Origin of the sequence: Micromonospora sp. WMMD710 (assembly GCF_029626045.1) — a bacterium.
GTDB lineage: Bacteria > Actinomycetota > Actinomycetes > Mycobacteriales > Micromonosporaceae > Micromonospora.
The window spans coordinates 4,652,330-4,667,949 of sequence record NZ_JARUBD010000001.1 but is presented as its reverse complement, the minus strand read 5'-3'; the positions used below and the strand labels follow the sequence as shown (position 1 = coordinate 4,667,949).

The window sequence follows — 15,620 nt, the reverse complement described above, 5'->3', positions numbered from 1 at the left end:
AGCCCGCACCCGCCAAGCGCAGTCGCGAAAGACGGCGACGCGATCGGCAGACCGTGCGCCGTGCGCGCCAGCGCAGGTGGTCACGATGAGCGCCACCACCTCACGGCGGGTGACAGGTGTGCACCGGCACCTGACCAACCGGCGCGCGGCGTCCCGCCCGGAGTCCGACCCGGTGGCGCAACTGTGCCGCACCGCCAACACCGTCCGCGCGCTCCTTGAGCGCACTGTGCTGCGGGAGGCGGACCTGACGTGGACCACCTACGACGTGCTGGTCCTTGTCTGTGCTTGTGACGTGCTGGAGCCGGCGGCTATCGCGGCGGAGATCGGGATCGCCAGGGCGACCCTCACCAACGCCCTCGGTCTGCTCAGCGACCGTGACCTGGTCCGGCGTGAACTGCAGGAGCATGACCTGCGGCGTACCGTCGTGCGTCCCACCCGGGCAGGCCTGGACCTTGCGGGGCAGCTGCGGCGGCGCGTTGACGCCCAGCAGTCGACCCTCTTCGCCGCACCGGGTATGCCGAGCGAGAATGACTTCGCCCGGGCGTTGAGGCTCCTTGCCCAACGCACCCGCCCTCCCAACGGCGGCCCGCATGCCGGGGGCACCCGATGAGCGGCGGTATCGGTGTGGCGCGGGGCACGGCCCTGTGCGTCGGGGCCGTTCTCGGCCCCGGAGTCCTCGTCCTGCCAGCGGTCGCGGTGCGCGCCGCCGGCCCGGCGTCCCTGCTGGCGTGGGCGGCGCTGCTTGCCCTGTCCGCGTTGATCGCGACGACGTTCGCGGACCTCGGCGCCCGCTACCCGGACACCGGCGGTGTCGCCGCGTTCACCGGCCGGGCGTTCGGCGACCGGGCCGCGGCGGTCGTTGGCTGCTGGCTGTACACGGCGGTTCCGGTCGGGGTGGTCGCTGGCGCGGTGGCGGGCGCCCATTACACCGCGACCGCACTGCACACCCCGCCGGCCACGACGGTGGGGATCGCGGCCGGGCTCCTGGCCGTCGTGTTCCTGACCAACATGGTGGGCCTGCATGTGTCCGGGCGCCTGCAGTTGGCGCTCACCGGCGCCCTGGTCGCGCTCCTCGTCACCGTCATCATGGTGGCCGGCCCGCACGTCGACCCGCAGCGGATCGGCCCGTTCGCGCCTCACGGCGCGGCCGGGGTCGGCAGTGCCGTCGCCGTGTTGTTCACCGCCATCTGTGGGTGGGAGGCCACCGCCAACCTCAGCGCCGAGTTCGCCCACCCTCGGCAGGTGCGCCGCGCTGCCGCGGCGAGCCTCGCCATCATCGTCGTGCTCTACGCGGGCCTGGCCATCTGCACCGTCGGAGTCCTCGGCAACCAGGCCGGTGACACCACGGTGCCGCTGATGCGTCTGCTCGCCATCTCCGGTCAGCCGTGGGCGCCCGGGGCGGTAGCGGGCGCGGCGGTGCTGCTGACCGTCGCGGCCAGCGTCACCTTCGTCGCCGCCGGCGCGCGAGCGGGCGTGTCTCTGGCCCGTCACCGCATCCTGCCTCGCGGTCTCGCGGTCGTGACCAGCGACGGCGCGCCCCGACGCGGCGTCGCGGCGCAGGCCGGCGCCGCCGCCGTCGTCGCGGTCGCCGCCGCGCTGGCACCGCGCGTGGTCACCGTGGAGACGTTGATGCGCCTGTTCGCCGCGCTCCTGGCCTGCGTCACGGTGCTCGGCCTCGCCGCGGCGGTGCGTTTGCTGCCCGCACCACGCCAGCGCGCCTGCGCGGCGGTGGCCGCGCTCGCCGTCGCGGCGGTGGCCGCCCTCAGCGCGGCGTTCCTGCTCGCACCTGCCGTCGTGGCCGCCGCTGTCTGGGCACACCGACGTCGGGAACCCACTCCACACCTTTATCCACAGCCGCCGACGCCTGTGGATAACCCATTCGATGACGCGCACGCCTACGCGCCGGCTCAGGAAGTGAGGATCCGATGACGGCCCCCGCCAGCACGTTGACCTTGACCTCCACGGCCAGCTCTGTCGTCCGTAGCGGCTCGCCTGCGGGGTGGCAGCTGGGTGTGCTGTACGGACCCGCTGTCTACGGAGTCAGCGCCGCCGCCGTCGCGCTTCCCGACGCCGCCACCCATCTACACGCCAACGCTGCGGGGCTGGCGTGGATCCTGACCGCATACGCCGCAGGCGTCGGCGTCGGCGCGGTCACCGCTGGACGCCTCACCGACCTGTGGGGCACCCGCCGGGTACTCCTGAGCGCCGCGGCACTGCTGACACTCGGCGCCCTGATCTGCGCGGTCGCCCCCACCCTGCACACCGTCGTCATCGGCCGCGTCCTGCTCGCGACAGGGTCCGGAGCGGTCATGGCAGCGGCACTCGCGAGCACCGCCCGCCTACCCGCCGCCCACCGACGGGCCAGCATGGCGACCTTCGGCGCCTGCATGGCCGGGTTCGCCGCGACCGCCCCGCTGGCCGGCGCGCTCGCGGCGCACTGGTCATGGCGCGCGGCGCTGATCCTGCCGGTGCTGTCCATCGCCGCGATCCCGTCATGCTGGCCCCTCACCGCACCAGCCACGCAGCATGACCGACTCGACTGGCCGGGCGCCGGACTCCTCGCGGCCGTCGCCGCCGGACTGCTGCTGACCGCCCAAACCGCACCCCACACCAGCGCGCTCACCACCGCGATACTCGCCGCCGCCACCGCAGCCGCCGCCCTGGGCCTGGCCGCGCGCACCCGCATACACCCGGGCGGGTTCCTCACCCGCGGGATCCTGTCCGCCGGCTGGTTCCACAAGGCCACCATCATCGGCGCCGGCGTGTACGCCGCCCTGTTCGCCGTGCTCTACACCGCACCTCACCTGCTCAACCAGCAGGGCTACAGCACCATGCAGATTGGCGTGCTCCTGCTACCCGGCGCCGTGATCGGCGCCGCGCTGGCCCGACTCGCCGCCCTCGCCGCTCGCCGCCTGCCCGCACGGCACGTCCTGGCCGCGGTGAGCGTGATCCTCGCCGCCACGATGCTCAACGCCGCGATCACCCCACGCCCCTGGACGATCGTGGCAACGGCCACCGCAGCGTTCACCGCCTCGGCCATCACGCAGATGCTGCTCACCACCCACGTCACCGCCCACACCGCCGTCGAATCCCGCGGCGGCGTAAGCGGTCTCCTCACCCTCGCGACGTTCCTTGGCGGCGGCTGCGGCACCGCGCTGTGCGCCACCCTGTGGCAAACGTGGGGCCCCGCCGCCGCGCTGGCCGTCGTCGCGATAGCGCCGGCCCTTGGCGCGCTTGCGGCCCGACGTATCCGCTGACCGCCCATCGCATGAGCATCGATGTTCTGGGACAGTGTGTCGGTGAGCGCGGCGGAACTGATGACTCGGCTTCTTCAGGCGAAAGCTCATCTCGACCGGTCCCGAGAGTTGATCCGGGCAGCCGGCGCTGAACTTCACCAAGCGCGGGCGTTGATTCAAGCGGCGCTGCACGGCGCCGCCGACCACAGCGCGGCGGAGATGGTCGACCGCAGCGCACGTCAGCTTGACGGCGTGAGCGTGGCGGTCGCGCAGTCAGCCAGCAAGGTGCAGGACATCCTCACCCGGGTGAGAGGGTTGGGTGGGCTGGGAAATTGACGGCGGGTGGCGACGAGAACCGTCGACCACCCGCATCACCTGACACACCACAAGTTGTCCTTCGGGCGGCTGCGAGCCTGGCGCGTCGCACCAGTGCGCACGACAAGACCGAAGCGGTCCTCCTCGCCGACAGCGCGGTCATCCATGACTCTGACTTCTCGGCGGAGCCTGACGGGCGGCTTCGAAGCCGCCAGCTGCGTGTCGGCCGGCTTCCCGCCGCCGGGGTGGGATTGAAGCCGCCGCTGGCCCAGGCCACGGTCATGGATCACGCCGAGGCGCAGGCCGCCGCCGTTCTCCGGCGTCGCGGCGGCCCAGAGGAGGCGGTCCTCGTGCTCAACCACACTCCATGCGACGACCCGGTACGACCTTTGGTCTGCGAGAAGATCCTCGCCACGATCCTGCCGGAGGGAACCCGCCTGACGGTGTTCCTCACCGACGGCGACCGGACGTGGCTCCATAAGCTGTACGTCGGAACAGGAGAAGGGATCCGGCGATGAGCATCGACATCACCTGGGGACGCGGTGACGGCGCGGCGTCCGTGACGACCGTCGCCGAACTCGACGCCACGCTCAGCAGCGTCGCTCAGGACCACCCCGAACGCCTGCCTTACTGCGTTACCCTCGTCGCTCCCAGCGGAGCGGATTTCCCGGTCATGCTCGACATCTGCGTCGGCCACCCGCAACGGTCGTTCGTCTATCACGTCGGCGCCGATGGCAGCAGCGCCTGGGGATACGAGCCGGACCTCGAAGCCGGGCCGCCGTTCACGTTCGACTATGCCGGCACCCCCACCGACGCGTGGCCCGAGCGCACCAGAGTGAGCAACGCGACCGCCCGGGAAGCCGCCCGGCAGTTCCTCACGAGCGATGGGCAACGTCCAAGTGCCCTGGCCTGGGAGATCCTCGACTAGGTGTGCCCCGCGGTCGGACGCGAAGGCGGTTGTTGGCTGCGGGCCGTCATCGACCCACACGCTGGGGGCCGCCCGCGGCGACCCCCAGCGATCGGTCACCAGTCGCCGGCGGCCTTGAAGCCGTACCACCTGCCCAAGTCGATGCGAATCCAGATGTAGAACTTGGTGCCGTCCTTCACGTTCGTCGCGAGGTTGCGCCACTGGCCGACGGGCACGTGCGTCCAGTAGTTGCAGGTGGCGCGTCCGTAGAAGTTGATGCAGGCGTCGAAGGGCCCGTAGTAGTCGTTGTCGCCGGTGTTGCGGATCTGGATGTCGCTGCACTGACTGGTCGTGGTGAGGTATTTCGGGTACTGCGGTTGACTGATGATCTCGACGCCGTCGTAGAGCATGTAGAGGTCGCTGTAGTTGGGGTAGCCGCTGTACGGAGCGACGCGGCAGCCGCCCGCTTGCGCGGGTGCCGAGGTGACGACGAGGCCGGCGGTGGTGCTCAGCAGCGTGACCGCGATCGCGGCCAGGCGAATCAGCCAGTGGTGGGTTCGAGCAGATGAGCGTGTGGACACGTGTCCTCCCTGGATTGGTTGGGTAGAGCGGCAGCGGCCGGGGGGACATCGGCGTGCTGACGCGGCGAGGGTCTTTGGCCGGGGTTGGGGTGACCGGCAGTGAGGGCGAGGCAGTGCGGGTCCGGCAGGAATGCCGGGGTGGGTTGGCTGGTGTCGTAGTAGCGGTTCCAGGAGGGGTCCTGGGGAGTCATGGGGTAGGAGTTCAGCCAGCTCCAGTCGCCTGTCACGCGGCGTCCCGCTGCCTCTTCGTTGGCGACGAAGCGGGCGAAGCGGCGGCTTTCGCGGTGGTGGTCGGTGATGGCCACCCTGGCGGCATCGAAGGAGTGCAGCACCGCCTCATGGAGCGTGAGCAGCGCTTTGTCGGCACGTAGTCGATCGCCAGGGCGCAGACCGAGGCCGGCGATGATGGTGGGGAGCAAGTTGTAGCGGTGGTGGTCGGCGAGGTTGCGGGTGGCGATCTCGCTGGCCATGAAGGTGCCGCTGAATGGTGCGGGAAACCGCAGTCCGCCGAGGTGCAGCATCATGTTGCTGACGACGGGGATGGCGGGCCACCGCAGACCGAGGCCGGCGATCCACGGGTGCTCGGGGTGCTCGATCGGCACCTCGAGGATCCGGCCCGGGTCGGTCGGTAGCAAGTGCAGCCGTCCGTCAGCGGTGACGGCCAGCCACGGCAGAAGGTCAAAAGCGCCGCGCCGAGCGGGGCCCGGCCAGCCCAGGTCCAAGGCGGCGTTGGTCAGGGGCAGGTTGGCGCGATCGCCGAGGATGCCGTCGTTGGTGCGCCATGCCGCGTATCGGGCCAGTTGGGTGCTGACGATGCGCACGGGCGGGGCCGAGGTGCCGGTGGCGGGTGCGAGGACGGTGATGACGGAGCGGACGTGTCCGCCGTTGGCGGCATCGTCGAGGTGCGCGGTGAGCTTCCGCGTGGCCTCGTCGAGGGTGGTGGCGTGGCGGCGGTCGCGGACGATCAGGCTGGGCCACCGCAGCCGGCCGATGCAGCGGCCGGAGTTGCGCCAGGCGGCGCGCGCCCCGTAGGCCAGCTCGTCATAGGTCGGCTGCCAAGTTCCCGTCGTGCGGATCTCGTCACGAACGTCGCGCCACCGGCGTGCGAGCGCCGACGTGCCGGTTTCCGCGTGGCGCTGATTCAGAAAGCCGTGGGCTTCGGCGAGCAGGTCGTGGTGCGTGCTGCCGGCCAGAAATGCTGGCGTTGGGTGCACGCTCATCGGCTGGTCTGTGACGGGTCGGTGGCGTCGGGGCCTTCGAACAGGGGAGTGTCGCGGCTGCGGAGCAGGTAGGGAGTTCCAGGCGTGTCGCCGGTGCCGCGTTGGTCGGTCCCCAGCATCCGTACGGCGAGGCGGTAGTGGGTGCGGCGCCATTGGTGGACGGCGGCGGTGAACTCTCGGAGCCCGTCGGCGAGGACTGGCTGTTCGGCGAGCGTGCGCTCGTCGCTGTGGATGGCGGCGAGGAGGTCGGCGATGGTGGCCTGCCCGCTGCTGATACGCGCCTGCACGTCGGGCACCGACAGGTACGCCGCGGAGTGCAGGCGGTCCGGGTCGGGTGTGCGGCACAGCGACTCGCACAGTTTGTAGGCGCGGGACTGTATGGCGCTGGCCCCGTCGGTGTGGACACGGAAATTGTGGAACGCCGCCGGTTGCAAGGTGGCCAGCAGGGACCACAGCGGTGTTGTTTCCCGCAGGAGCGCGGCGGCGAAGGACAGGCGCACGCCCACGGTGGGCAGCTGCCCACCCTGCGCCGCGGTGATGATCGCGGCGAGGTCCACGGCGAGTAGGCCGAAGGTCAACTCGAATGTCTGCAGCACCCGGATGAACATCCACTCGTCGTGGACTCGTGAGACCGGCAGCATGGTGGTCCGCAGCATCTGCTGTGCGCTGGTGCCCTGGCTGACCGCCACCGACGCGGCCAGCCGCCGGGCATTCGCGAGCGGGCTGCCGGCGTCGGGGATGACGAAGCTGAGCCGTCGCAGCGCGGGCGTCGCGGCGCGCACGGCGTGGCGTAGACGTTTGGTGACGAGGGCCAGGTCAGGGCGCTGAAGGGGGAGGGGCGCGCTGGTGGTGTCCAGGGCGCGTAGCTCGAAGGCGATGAGGTCGGTCAGCAGAAGGGTGTGCAGTCGGTCGCGGCGGGCCAGCAGCCGATGGGCCGGCTGGGGGCTGTCGTCCGGATCGGGTATGGGTATCAGCGGCAAGGCCAGGTAGCTGCGGTAGCCGAAGCGGCCATCGGATTTGTCGAGCAGGATGTTCAGGAGCGTGGCCAAAAGCTCGTTCGGGTCCGGCACCTCGGGTAGACGATCGCGGGCGCAGCGCAGCAGCACGGTCCATTCAGCGGGGACTGAGTGCTTCCCGTAGTGCTGGTAGGCGTCGATGACGGCGTGGACCGGGAAGCGGTACGCGGCGGTTCGTGGCTCAGCCAGCCACCGTCGCAGGGCGTCGGCGTTCATTGGCGTGCACCGGAGAGGACCCGGGCGCGGTAGCGGTAGGCGGCGATCGCCTCGCACGCGACGTCGATGTCGCTGTCGATGGTGTAGGCGTGGGTGGCCAGGCGCAGGACGTCTTGGCGGGGTGCGGTGATGACGCCGCGGTGTCCGAGCCAGGCGGCCATCGCCTCGGCGCGTGGCTCGACGATCGCCAGGTGGGCGCCTTGCGCGTCCACGCTGGCGGCCAGGCGGACGACCTCGCCTTGGGCTGCGAGGCGCTGGGCGGTCGTGGCGATCAGCCGCTGAGTGTGGTGACGCACCCGTTGCAGGTCGAGGTCACCGACCAGGGACAGGCCGGCGACGGCGGCGTACACGGCGGCTGCGGCGGGGGTGCCGGTCTCGTAGCGCCTGGCGGTCATCGGCGAGTCGAGGATGGTCGCCCGCATCGCGTGGGGGTCGGTGCGGCCGAGCCACCCGGTGAGCGTGGGCGGCGGTCCCCCTGGGTGGCGGGCGTAGATGAAGGCGAGTCCGGGCAGCCCGAACAGATATTTGCTGGCGCCGGTGACAAGGTAGTCGCAGCCCAACGTGTTGACGTTCAGGGGCATCACGCCAGCGGCCTGGTACGCGTCGATGAGGACCTCCGCGCCGGCTTCTCGTGCGGCGGTGGCGATCCGGGCTACGTCGAGGCGGGTCGCGTCGCGGTAGGTGACGGCGGGCACCGACACCAGGGCGGTCCGCGGCGTGATCTGCGACAGGTAGTCGCTCGTCCGTACGGCTCCGCCTACCGTGCCGCACCAGCGCACCCGCATTCCCGGCTGGGCCAGCAGCACGTGTGTGATCCCCGGGAACTCGGCGGTGCTGGTGAGGATGTCGCGGCGTCGTCGCCAGCGGCGGCCGGTGACGGCCTGGTGGGCGGCGATGCTGGCGTTGGGCATGATGCCGATCTGGTCGACATCAGCGCCGATGAGCTGTGCGAACAGGCGGCGAGCCTGCGCGACTTTCTGCTCGCACGCGTCCCAGAAGCCGGGCCGGGACAGGTCCTCGAGCATGTGGGCCATGGCCTGGTCGACGTCAATGGTGCGGGGGGCGATGCTGCATGCCGCCAGGTGGGCTCCGCTGGACGGCGCGGCCAGCCGCTGCCGCAGCGCCGCGGGCATCGTGAGAGTCGCTGCGGTCACCGCTGAACCTGTCCCGGGCAAGCAGCCGGTGCGGACGCGTCCATCAGTGCCGCACGGGCTTCCCACAGCGTGGGGAACCGTCGGTGGCTGATCAACTTGCTCAGGCTGTCGACCGGTGTGTGGCGGGTGCCGAGCACTCCCTGGCCGATGACGCGGGTGGCGACGGTGTAGTGCTCCGTGCGCCACAACGCGATCCGCTCGTCGAATCCCACCAGCGCCTCCGCCAGGCGATACAGCGGATCGGATGGTGCTGTGCCACGGTAAAGGTCGGTCGCGGTGAGGCGCAGCGAGGACAGTAGCCGGCTGAAGGCGATGTCCAGCTCGGTGCTCGCGGTGCGTAGCAGCCGCCAGCCGGGGGACTCGAATCCGGATCCGGCGCCGAGTACGGGGCGGATGATGGCGAACTGCGCCGGTGGCAGCGACCGCAGGATGTGCAGATGCTCGGTGATCAACCGCAGCGCCTCCGCGGCCCGGCGAATTAGCAGCTCAGCCGCTCCCACCTCTCCAGCGCCGACGTGGGTGAGCGCGCGAGACAGGTGGGAGCGCGTGAGCTTGAGCCACAGCTCGCTGGATTGATGGACGATCTGGAACAGCAGCTCGTCAGGATGCACCCATTCCGCCGGCCCCTTCTGCAGGGCGAGCAGTTCGTCGGTGCGCATGTAGCGGGCATAGTCGTCGGCGCCGCTCCCGGGCAGTACCGGCGGCAGGGGTGACGTGAGCATCTCTGGAACCTCCAGTCAGTTGCTGCGCAGGGGGCATCGGCCTGCGCAGGGGTGCTCAGGCGCGCAGGGTCTTCAGGGCGGACGAGACGACGGCGCCCAGCCGTTTGGCCAGGTCGGCGGGCAGAGCCGCTGCGATGCGTAAAGGTGCCGCGCCGACGGTGAGGTACAGGTTCGCGTCGTAGGCCACCACGTAGGTGCCAGTCGCTTTGTCCGTGTAGGTGTAGGCGGCGGCGCCGATGCCGGGCAGCTCGGTGACCGGACTGATGGCCTCCTGCACCTGGCGCAGACCCTCGTACATCAGCTGCCCGGATTCGGGCGCGCCGACGTCCGCGCGGACCGTCACGACAACGCCGTCGGGGAGGTGCCCGACGGTGACCGCGCACGCCAAGTTGGAAGTGCCGCCTGCGGTGCGGGAGGTGTCCTGCGGGGTGCCGACTTCACCGGCCAGGTCGGCGACGGCCTGCAGGTCGAGGCGCGTGCACAGTGCGTCCACCGGCCGGTAGGAAGCTGCCGGAGGTGCGGGCGTGGCCGGCGCGCTCGAATGAGCCGCCTGGCCGGGCGGGGTCGCGGCCGCGGGTACGTCGTTCTTCGCGGTGCACCCTGCTCCGATTAGTCCGACGACGCCGAAGGCGCAGAGCACCGTCCCGGCGGACGCGCGGCGGTACAAACGTGACGAGATAGGAGATTGAATTGACGGAAGCGTCATTCTGTTACCTGTTTCGGACGTGAGTGATTGCCCTACGCGCGATGTGCGGCAGGTTCTCGGGAAATTGCTCTTATTCGCGTCGGTGGCGCGGCCACCAGTGGGTTCAATTCAGCACGTACTCGAGCGCGGTGTCCATATTTCTGGCTAGGTCTGGCAGCATCACCGAGCCGTCAACAGATCCAGAGGAGCGCCCTCACCTGGGGATTTGCGGCCAGGTTACGGCTGGCGCGATGCACATCGGTATGGCCGACCAGGGGTGCCGGAGGTCGTGCGAGCAGTGCCAAACGACGCCCTGCCCGTGCTCATGTGTCTGCCCGAGGGTGAGCCGATGACGAGGCGATACGAGTCGGCCTGCGGATCTTTCGCTAGGGCTTCGGCCGCGCGATTCGCTGTCGAGAGACAGTCGGCTGCCACCGCCGGGCGCCGGGCGCCGGGCGGGCAGCGTGGGTGGCGGCAATGGCCCTTAACGTGGCCAGCTGTAGATCCGCCGGCATGGTCACCGATGAGAACGCCGCAGGCCGAAGCCGATCGCCGGACTGCTCAGTAGCGGATCCCCACAGCACCTCGCACCGGTGACGGTGTAGGCGCCGTGGCGTATGGGTCCGGCTCGCTGAGCTCGGGCCGCCAGTGGTTGAGCGGAACAAGTCCTGGCTCGATGAGGGCGAGGTCGCCGAACAAGGCAGTGAGTTGCTCGTCGGTGCGCAGAGTGATCTCGGTGGCGGCCTGAGTGCGGTACACGCTTCTGCCTTCGTCCAAGGCAGATTGGCCGAAACTGTCGGTTAGGGTCGCGCTCAGATGCGAGATGACCATGGCGCTGCCGGGAGCGAGCAGGTCTCGGATCGGCGCGACAACGTCGTCGACCTGGTCGTCGGCGACCTGCTGTAGGACGGAGCAGTACAGCACCGCGGTGGGCTGCTCAAGGTCGATCACGGTGGAGAGGTGGCTACCGGCGAGTGCGTCAAGGATCAGGTCGGGGCGTGTGAAGTCGCCTTCGATGGCGCGACACGTGGGGTTGCCGATGAGGATCTGGTTGGACGCGACAACCGCGACTGGATCAATATCGACGTATACCACGCGGATTGCCGGGTCGATGGCCTGCGCGATCTCATGGACGTTGCCCTGCGTGGGGATGCCGCTGCCCAGATCGAGGAACTGCTTGATCCCGTCCTCAGCGAGCGTCTGCACCGCGCGGCGCAGGAAGAGCCTGGCAGAAAGGGCCATGTCCGCGGCTTCCGGCACGGCCTGCAGGAGTTGCCGTGCCGCCTCCCGGTCAGCCGCGAAGTTCTGCTCGCCGCCCAGCAAGAAGTCGTAGACCCGGGCAACGGTGGCCCGACCACCCGTAGTGCCCTGCGCGCTCGTCCGCTGCTCAGTCACCGGTCGCACCCCCGAGGTCCGTACGGCGATCGGCGGCATCGCTGCCATCGATCATGGGGCCGAAGCCTATCGACCAACCGTCTGCTGTTGTGCCCCGTAGATTCGGGGTACCCACACGCGGCATCCGTGCGGCTACACTCTGATCTTTCGTCCGGCACTGACCGTAGTGTCAGGAGGTGCAGATGCTCTTTGCCAGGACGCGGATCGCGAGACGCCTGCGCAAGGCAGGTGTGCCACCGCCGCCCGCGCCGTACACCGTGGATGCTTGGTGCGAGGCGATCGGCCAAGCCCGGGGTCGTCCCCTCAAGGTGCGCTCGGTGCGGCTGGACGCGCACCTGCCTCCGGGAGTGATCCTCGCGCGCAACGGTGTGGATTACATCCTCGTCGACGCCGCGATGCCCGCTCTGCCCAAAAGGCAGACCGCACTGCACGAACTCGGGCACTACCTTCTCGACCACGACGGCGACGTGGTGAAAGGCCACGTCGATCCAAATGTTGAGGCCGATGCCGAACTGGCCGCCGACGTGCTGTACCAGCAGTTGGACCGAGCGGCAGCGTCCACGCCGCGCTCCTCTAATGCCGCCAGGCGGCTCATCTCACACTTACGACTCACCTGCGGGCCATCGGCGTGGTGGACCGACCGAAGCACTGACTGGCACGTACATCGTCTGTGGATGACGCTCCGCACCGGCATGCCCGACGCGGTCATTATCAGTACGAGCACTGCCGCGCCGGTTGCCGTCGAAGCCGGCGGCAGTCGACAACGCCACCGCACGGTCATCGAGGTTCACGAGGCCCTGCGGGTTCTACGCCCTTGGTGTAGCCCGCAGGTGTACGCCAGCGCGACCCGACGCGCTCAGCGCAATAGGCTCGATGACGACGCCGTCAAGGCCGTCGCAGAGGCCGCCACCGTCGCGGTCGCGCTACGCCGCCGCCAGGCCTCGTTGCCACCCGAGGCCGACGAATCGCCTCTGCTGCCACAGCGCCACGGCCCGCACGACGTACGCGTAGAAGCTCACCGCCTGGCCCGCGTGGCCCGGGCGCTGCACGAGTCCCCGCTCGTCGCTGCCGAGACCGCCCGATGGGCGCCGGTGGTGGCCGCCACGGATGAGACGGGACGCGTGAGCGCCGTGGGCGACACACCGCTGTTTCCGTTAGGCGCGTCGCGGCGCGACCGGTCGGCTCGCGCGGTGTAGTGGCAGCGCCCGGGCCCCGGCATCCAGCGCCGTTGGCTGCCACAGCCGCGCGTGGCTCCGCAATTGGCTCGGGAACATTTCACTTCCGAACAGCGGACCGCTGCCCAGGGCGCAACCGATCGTGGAAAGCTCGCGGCGCTCGTCCTCGCTGGTGATCCCAGCGGCGATGACGGAGAGGTCGAGATCGCTGGCGAGATCCACGGCTGCGTGGACGACCGACCGCGCTGGACTCCAACCCGCCTCCAATGCGTACGTTGGATTCAGGCGCAGGAGACTCCACGCTGCGGCGTCAAGCGAGTGGATGCCAACGCGGCTGTAGCCGTAGTTGTCCAACAGCAGCCGCACCCCGTATTGCCCGATCTGCTCGACCACCTTGCGGGTCTTCGGACCCGGGGGCTGACTGATCGCCAGCACTAGCGATGTCCCTGCGACGGAGTGCTCCCGCAGCACGTCAAGCATGGCTTCGGCGAAGGTGGACGTGAGGGCGCCAACCGGCACCGGAACGACCAGCGCCACCTCGGGCAACGCGTCACGCCAAGTCGCCGCGGCGGCCAGTGACCGCGTTAACACCTGCCGCGCCAGCCGCTCAAGGCTGTCGGGGTCATCGATGAGTTGGTAGACGTACTCATCGGCAGCCAGCACGTCATGGCGTGAGTGCAGCCACCGCGGTGTCGACTGTACGAGGGTTATCCGGCCGCTGATCAGGTTAACAACTGGCTCGACCGAGATCGACAACCGCGCCCGCGACAGCTCATGGGCCAACGACGACTCACGCACGGGGCCGGTTTGAAACGCCACCAATCTGTCCTGGCCGCGCCTAATAGCTCTCGACAACACCCTCTCGGCAGCATCGAGCAGGTCGGCCGCGTCCTCGGGCGCTCCCGCTGTCATCCCGGCGCTCGCCCGCACTGTCAGCCGACTCTGATCGACCTTGACCTCACGACGCAGTGTCGCCACCGCCCAGCACGCCGACTGATAGGCGGTGTCCGCCTCAACGCCCCACATGACGAGGGCGAAGGTCACGTCGCCCACACGAGCCACAGCCGATGTCGCTGCCTGCGACACGTGACACAGCCGAGCGGCTAGCCGATTCAGCAGTGCCAAAGCCCGGTCGCGGCCGAGCACATCAGCCAGAAAGTGGAAATTCTCCAAGCGGATTACCACTACGTAGCACGGCCCGACCGCCACCTCGGTGACACGGCTCAGCAAGGCCGCCCGATTGGGCATCGAGGTGTCCTCGTCAGTGGTCGCCGCCACTTCGTGACGATGCGCGTCGACCGCCAGCAGACCGTAGGCGTGAGCGATGTCCAGGCTGGTAGAAAGCGTTGCTGCGAAGGCTCGTAGGGCCACCTGCTCCCGAGCAGACAATTCGTCTCGCGGCCCACGCAGATACAGCCGAACCGCCCCGTGCAAGCCGGTCGCGTCGCCCCCGACCTCATGCCGCACCGTCCGCGTCGTGGCAATGCTCGGGGCGTTCGCGGCAAGGCCGTCGTACACCACGCGGGCGACGCCGGCCTGCTGGCTGGCTCGCACCAAACGCTGACCGTCGGCGATCTCTATGTCCGCCGAACGGGCACCGAACAGGTCGACCGCACCGGCTGCCGCGGTTCGTAGCACGACGTCCAGATCACGCGCGGACAGGGCATCACTTAAAGCGGCCAGGCGTTCCCAGGTCCGCCGCTCCTCGCCAACCCGCAACCGATACGTCAGCACGAGGTGCAGGACGAACATCACCGCAGGTAGTGCTATCAGTGTCCGCCGGTCCAGCCGAGTGGCCTCGGTGAACAATCCGGCGGTGATCGTCTCAGCAACCGCCACGGCCAGCCGGGTGCGCCACAGGTAGCGAAGCACGACCATTACCGGCCGTCCGGTCGCTAGCGTCACGGCCGCCGTCGTCACCAATTCTTCGAACAGCAGCACCGCGATTGCCGCAAGAAGGAAGCCCGCCAGGTAGCGCGGGAGCATGGGATCCGGCGCGGCTTCACCAACGGCTGGACGGATACCGAAGGCATACATCGCAGACGCGGCCAGCGCTGCGGCGATGATGTCCATGCTGGTGTTGTGTACCGCCTTGTACACGCCGGACGAGCGTGGGTATCTCGTCACCAGCCGAGCCGCACTGACGCCGACCGCTGCGCACACAATCACCCAGGGCGCAGGCAGCGCTGCCGCGCACACCAGGCACGCCGTTGGTGTCAACGTCACGCGAATGGACCTGCGAGGCGCTAACGGAACCGAAAAGGCCGCGCCCATCGCCATGAGCGCGGCACCCATCCACACATAGACCTGCTGCGAAGGTTCTGGCCACCGTGCCTCATGCACGGCCCACGCGAGGCATGCGAGCGCCACCAGAACACCAGAAGTGGTGAGCAGAGCGAGGGCCCACCGAGCGGGCCGGATGAATTTCAACTAGTACCCCGCGATCATCCCCAGCCCTTCGAAGCGAATCGTCCACAGTAGCAGGTCATGGTCATGTTCTTAGTCCCATTCGACGCCCTTGCACACGGTGACAACCCCCCTCCGCAGCGTCAGTAGCTGGTTCGACGATATGACCATCCAGTGGCGATCCTCAATGCCGGGGAGTCCCTTTGATCGGACTGCGCACAGTGAGGTGAGGCGCCGGTTACGCAGGGTGGGTCAGTGTGGGCGGGGTGCGTGGCCTCAACCACTGAACTCGCCGCCGCGGCGTCCCCATGGCGTGGAGGATCCCGGGGCGGTGGCGAGCCGGCATCGGCTAAGGAGGTCCTTCGCCCCTAGGGAAGGTTCCGACGCAGGGTCTGCTCCGGCATCGGAAGTCGTAGACAGTGCGGTACTGTGTCGACCATTTTGCGGAGATCTGTATCCCGCGTTACGCGACGGGTGTGCCCGCGGCGCAGTCGACGCGTTGGGGAGGCGCTGCCAATGTAAGGGCGATACCCGCGTCGACGACTACGCGAAAAGTCGTCGCCGGCTGCCTCGCCGTCGTCCCGCTACGATC

General features: G+C 69.3%; 15 protein-coding genes. 7 read left to right on the top strand and 8 right to left on the bottom strand.

Annotated elements, in window-relative coordinates; all coding sequences use genetic code 11:
• The first annotated feature begins 85 nt into the window (after positions 1 to 85).
• Genes O7620_RS21525 through O7620_RS21500 form a run of 6 tightly spaced genes read left to right on the top strand, consistent with a single transcriptional unit; the run spans position 86 to position 4,479 of the window.
• Entirely contained in the window at positions 86 to 610 is a 525-nt protein-coding gene (locus tag O7620_RS21525; protein ID WP_278124737.1) for a MarR family winged helix-turn-helix transcriptional regulator, read from the top strand.
• The gene (locus O7620_RS21520) at positions 607 to 1,929 is read left to right on the top strand and encodes an APC family permease (RefSeq protein WP_278124736.1); all 1,323 of its coding nucleotides are present in this window, start codon (positions 607 to 609) and stop codon (positions 1,927 to 1,929) included. The genes O7620_RS21525 and O7620_RS21520 overlap by 4 nt, the downstream gene beginning before the upstream one ends.
• Positions 1,926 to 3,257 (top strand): MFS transporter, encoded by a 1,332-nt coding sequence (locus O7620_RS21515; protein WP_278124735.1) that lies wholly within the window; start codon positions 1,926 to 1,928, stop codon positions 3,255 to 3,257. Before O7620_RS21520 ends, O7620_RS21515 begins: the two co-directional genes overlap by 4 nt.
• A 21-nt stretch (positions 3,258 to 3,278) precedes the next feature.
• Entirely contained in the window at positions 3,279 to 3,572 is a 294-nt protein-coding gene (locus O7620_RS21510) for a hypothetical protein (RefSeq protein ID WP_278124734.1), read from the top strand.
• A complete protein-coding gene (locus tag O7620_RS21505) occupies positions 3,569 to 4,069 on the top strand; it encodes a DddA-like double-stranded DNA deaminase toxin (protein ID WP_278124733.1) in 501 nt (166 codons plus the stop codon). Before O7620_RS21510 ends, O7620_RS21505 begins: the two co-directional genes overlap by 4 nt.
• A complete protein-coding gene (locus O7620_RS21500) occupies positions 4,066 to 4,479 on the top strand; it encodes an Imm1 family immunity protein (RefSeq protein WP_278124732.1) in 414 nt (137 codons plus the stop codon). The genes O7620_RS21505 and O7620_RS21500 overlap by 4 nt, the downstream gene beginning before the upstream one ends.
• A gap of 95 nt (positions 4,480 to 4,574) precedes the next feature.
• Here O7620_RS21500 and O7620_RS21495 read toward each other — a convergent pair whose 3' ends face one another.
• The 7 genes from O7620_RS21495 to O7620_RS21465 all read right to left on the bottom strand — a co-directional run bounded on the left by O7620_RS21495 (position 4,575) and on the right by O7620_RS21465 (position 11,447).
• Positions 4,575 to 5,039 (bottom strand): hypothetical protein, encoded by a 465-nt coding sequence (locus O7620_RS21495; protein ID WP_278124731.1) that lies wholly within the window; start codon positions 5,037 to 5,039, stop codon positions 4,575 to 4,577.
• Positions 5,000 to 6,259 carry a nitric oxide synthase oxygenase gene (locus O7620_RS21490; RefSeq protein WP_278124730.1) on the bottom strand — a complete coding sequence of 420 codons (1,260 nt, stop codon included), beginning with the start codon at positions 6,257 to 6,259 and terminating at the stop codon, positions 5,000 to 5,002. The genes O7620_RS21495 and O7620_RS21490 overlap by 40 nt, the downstream gene beginning before the upstream one ends.
• The gene (locus tag O7620_RS21485; RefSeq protein WP_278124728.1) at positions 6,256 to 7,491 is read right to left on the bottom strand and encodes a hypothetical protein; all 1,236 of its coding nucleotides are present in this window, start codon (positions 7,489 to 7,491) and stop codon (positions 6,256 to 6,258) included. Before O7620_RS21485 ends, O7620_RS21490 begins: the two co-directional genes overlap by 4 nt.
• Positions 7,488 to 8,645 (bottom strand): aminotransferase class V-fold PLP-dependent enzyme, encoded by a 1,158-nt coding sequence (locus O7620_RS21480; protein ID WP_278124726.1) that lies wholly within the window; start codon positions 8,643 to 8,645, stop codon positions 7,488 to 7,490. Before O7620_RS21480 ends, O7620_RS21485 begins: the two co-directional genes overlap by 4 nt.
• A complete protein-coding gene (locus tag O7620_RS21475) occupies positions 8,642 to 9,367 on the bottom strand; it encodes a tryptophan 2,3-dioxygenase family protein (RefSeq protein ID WP_278124725.1) in 726 nt (241 codons plus the stop codon). The genes O7620_RS21480 and O7620_RS21475 overlap by 4 nt, the downstream gene beginning before the upstream one ends.
• Positions 9,368 to 9,422: 55 nt before the next feature.
• On the bottom strand, positions 9,423 to 9,860 hold the full coding sequence (locus tag O7620_RS21470; protein ID WP_278124723.1) for a hypothetical protein: 438 nt from the start codon (positions 9,858 to 9,860) through the stop codon (positions 9,423 to 9,425).
• Positions 9,861 to 10,613: 753 nt separating this feature from the next.
• The gene (locus tag O7620_RS21465) at positions 10,614 to 11,447 is read right to left on the bottom strand and encodes an SAM-dependent methyltransferase (protein WP_278124721.1); all 834 of its coding nucleotides are present in this window, start codon (positions 11,445 to 11,447) and stop codon (positions 10,614 to 10,616) included.
• A 182-nt stretch (positions 11,448 to 11,629) separates the two neighbouring features.
• On the opposite strand from O7620_RS21465, the gene O7620_RS21460 reads away from it, so the two are divergent.
• Positions 11,630 to 12,643: a DUF6545 domain-containing protein gene (locus O7620_RS21460; protein WP_278127099.1), complete on the top strand. Its 1,014-nt coding sequence runs from the start codon at positions 11,630 to 11,632 to the stop codon at positions 12,641 to 12,643.
• On the opposite strand, the gene O7620_RS21455 is transcribed toward O7620_RS21460, so the two are convergent.
• Positions 12,602 to 14,722, bottom strand: a complete 2,121-nt coding sequence (locus tag O7620_RS21455) for an EAL domain-containing protein (RefSeq protein ID WP_278124720.1) — start codon at positions 14,720 to 14,722, stop codon at positions 12,602 to 12,604. The genes O7620_RS21460 and O7620_RS21455 overlap by 42 nt on opposite strands.
• Between the last annotated feature and the right edge of the window lie 898 nt (positions 14,723 to 15,620).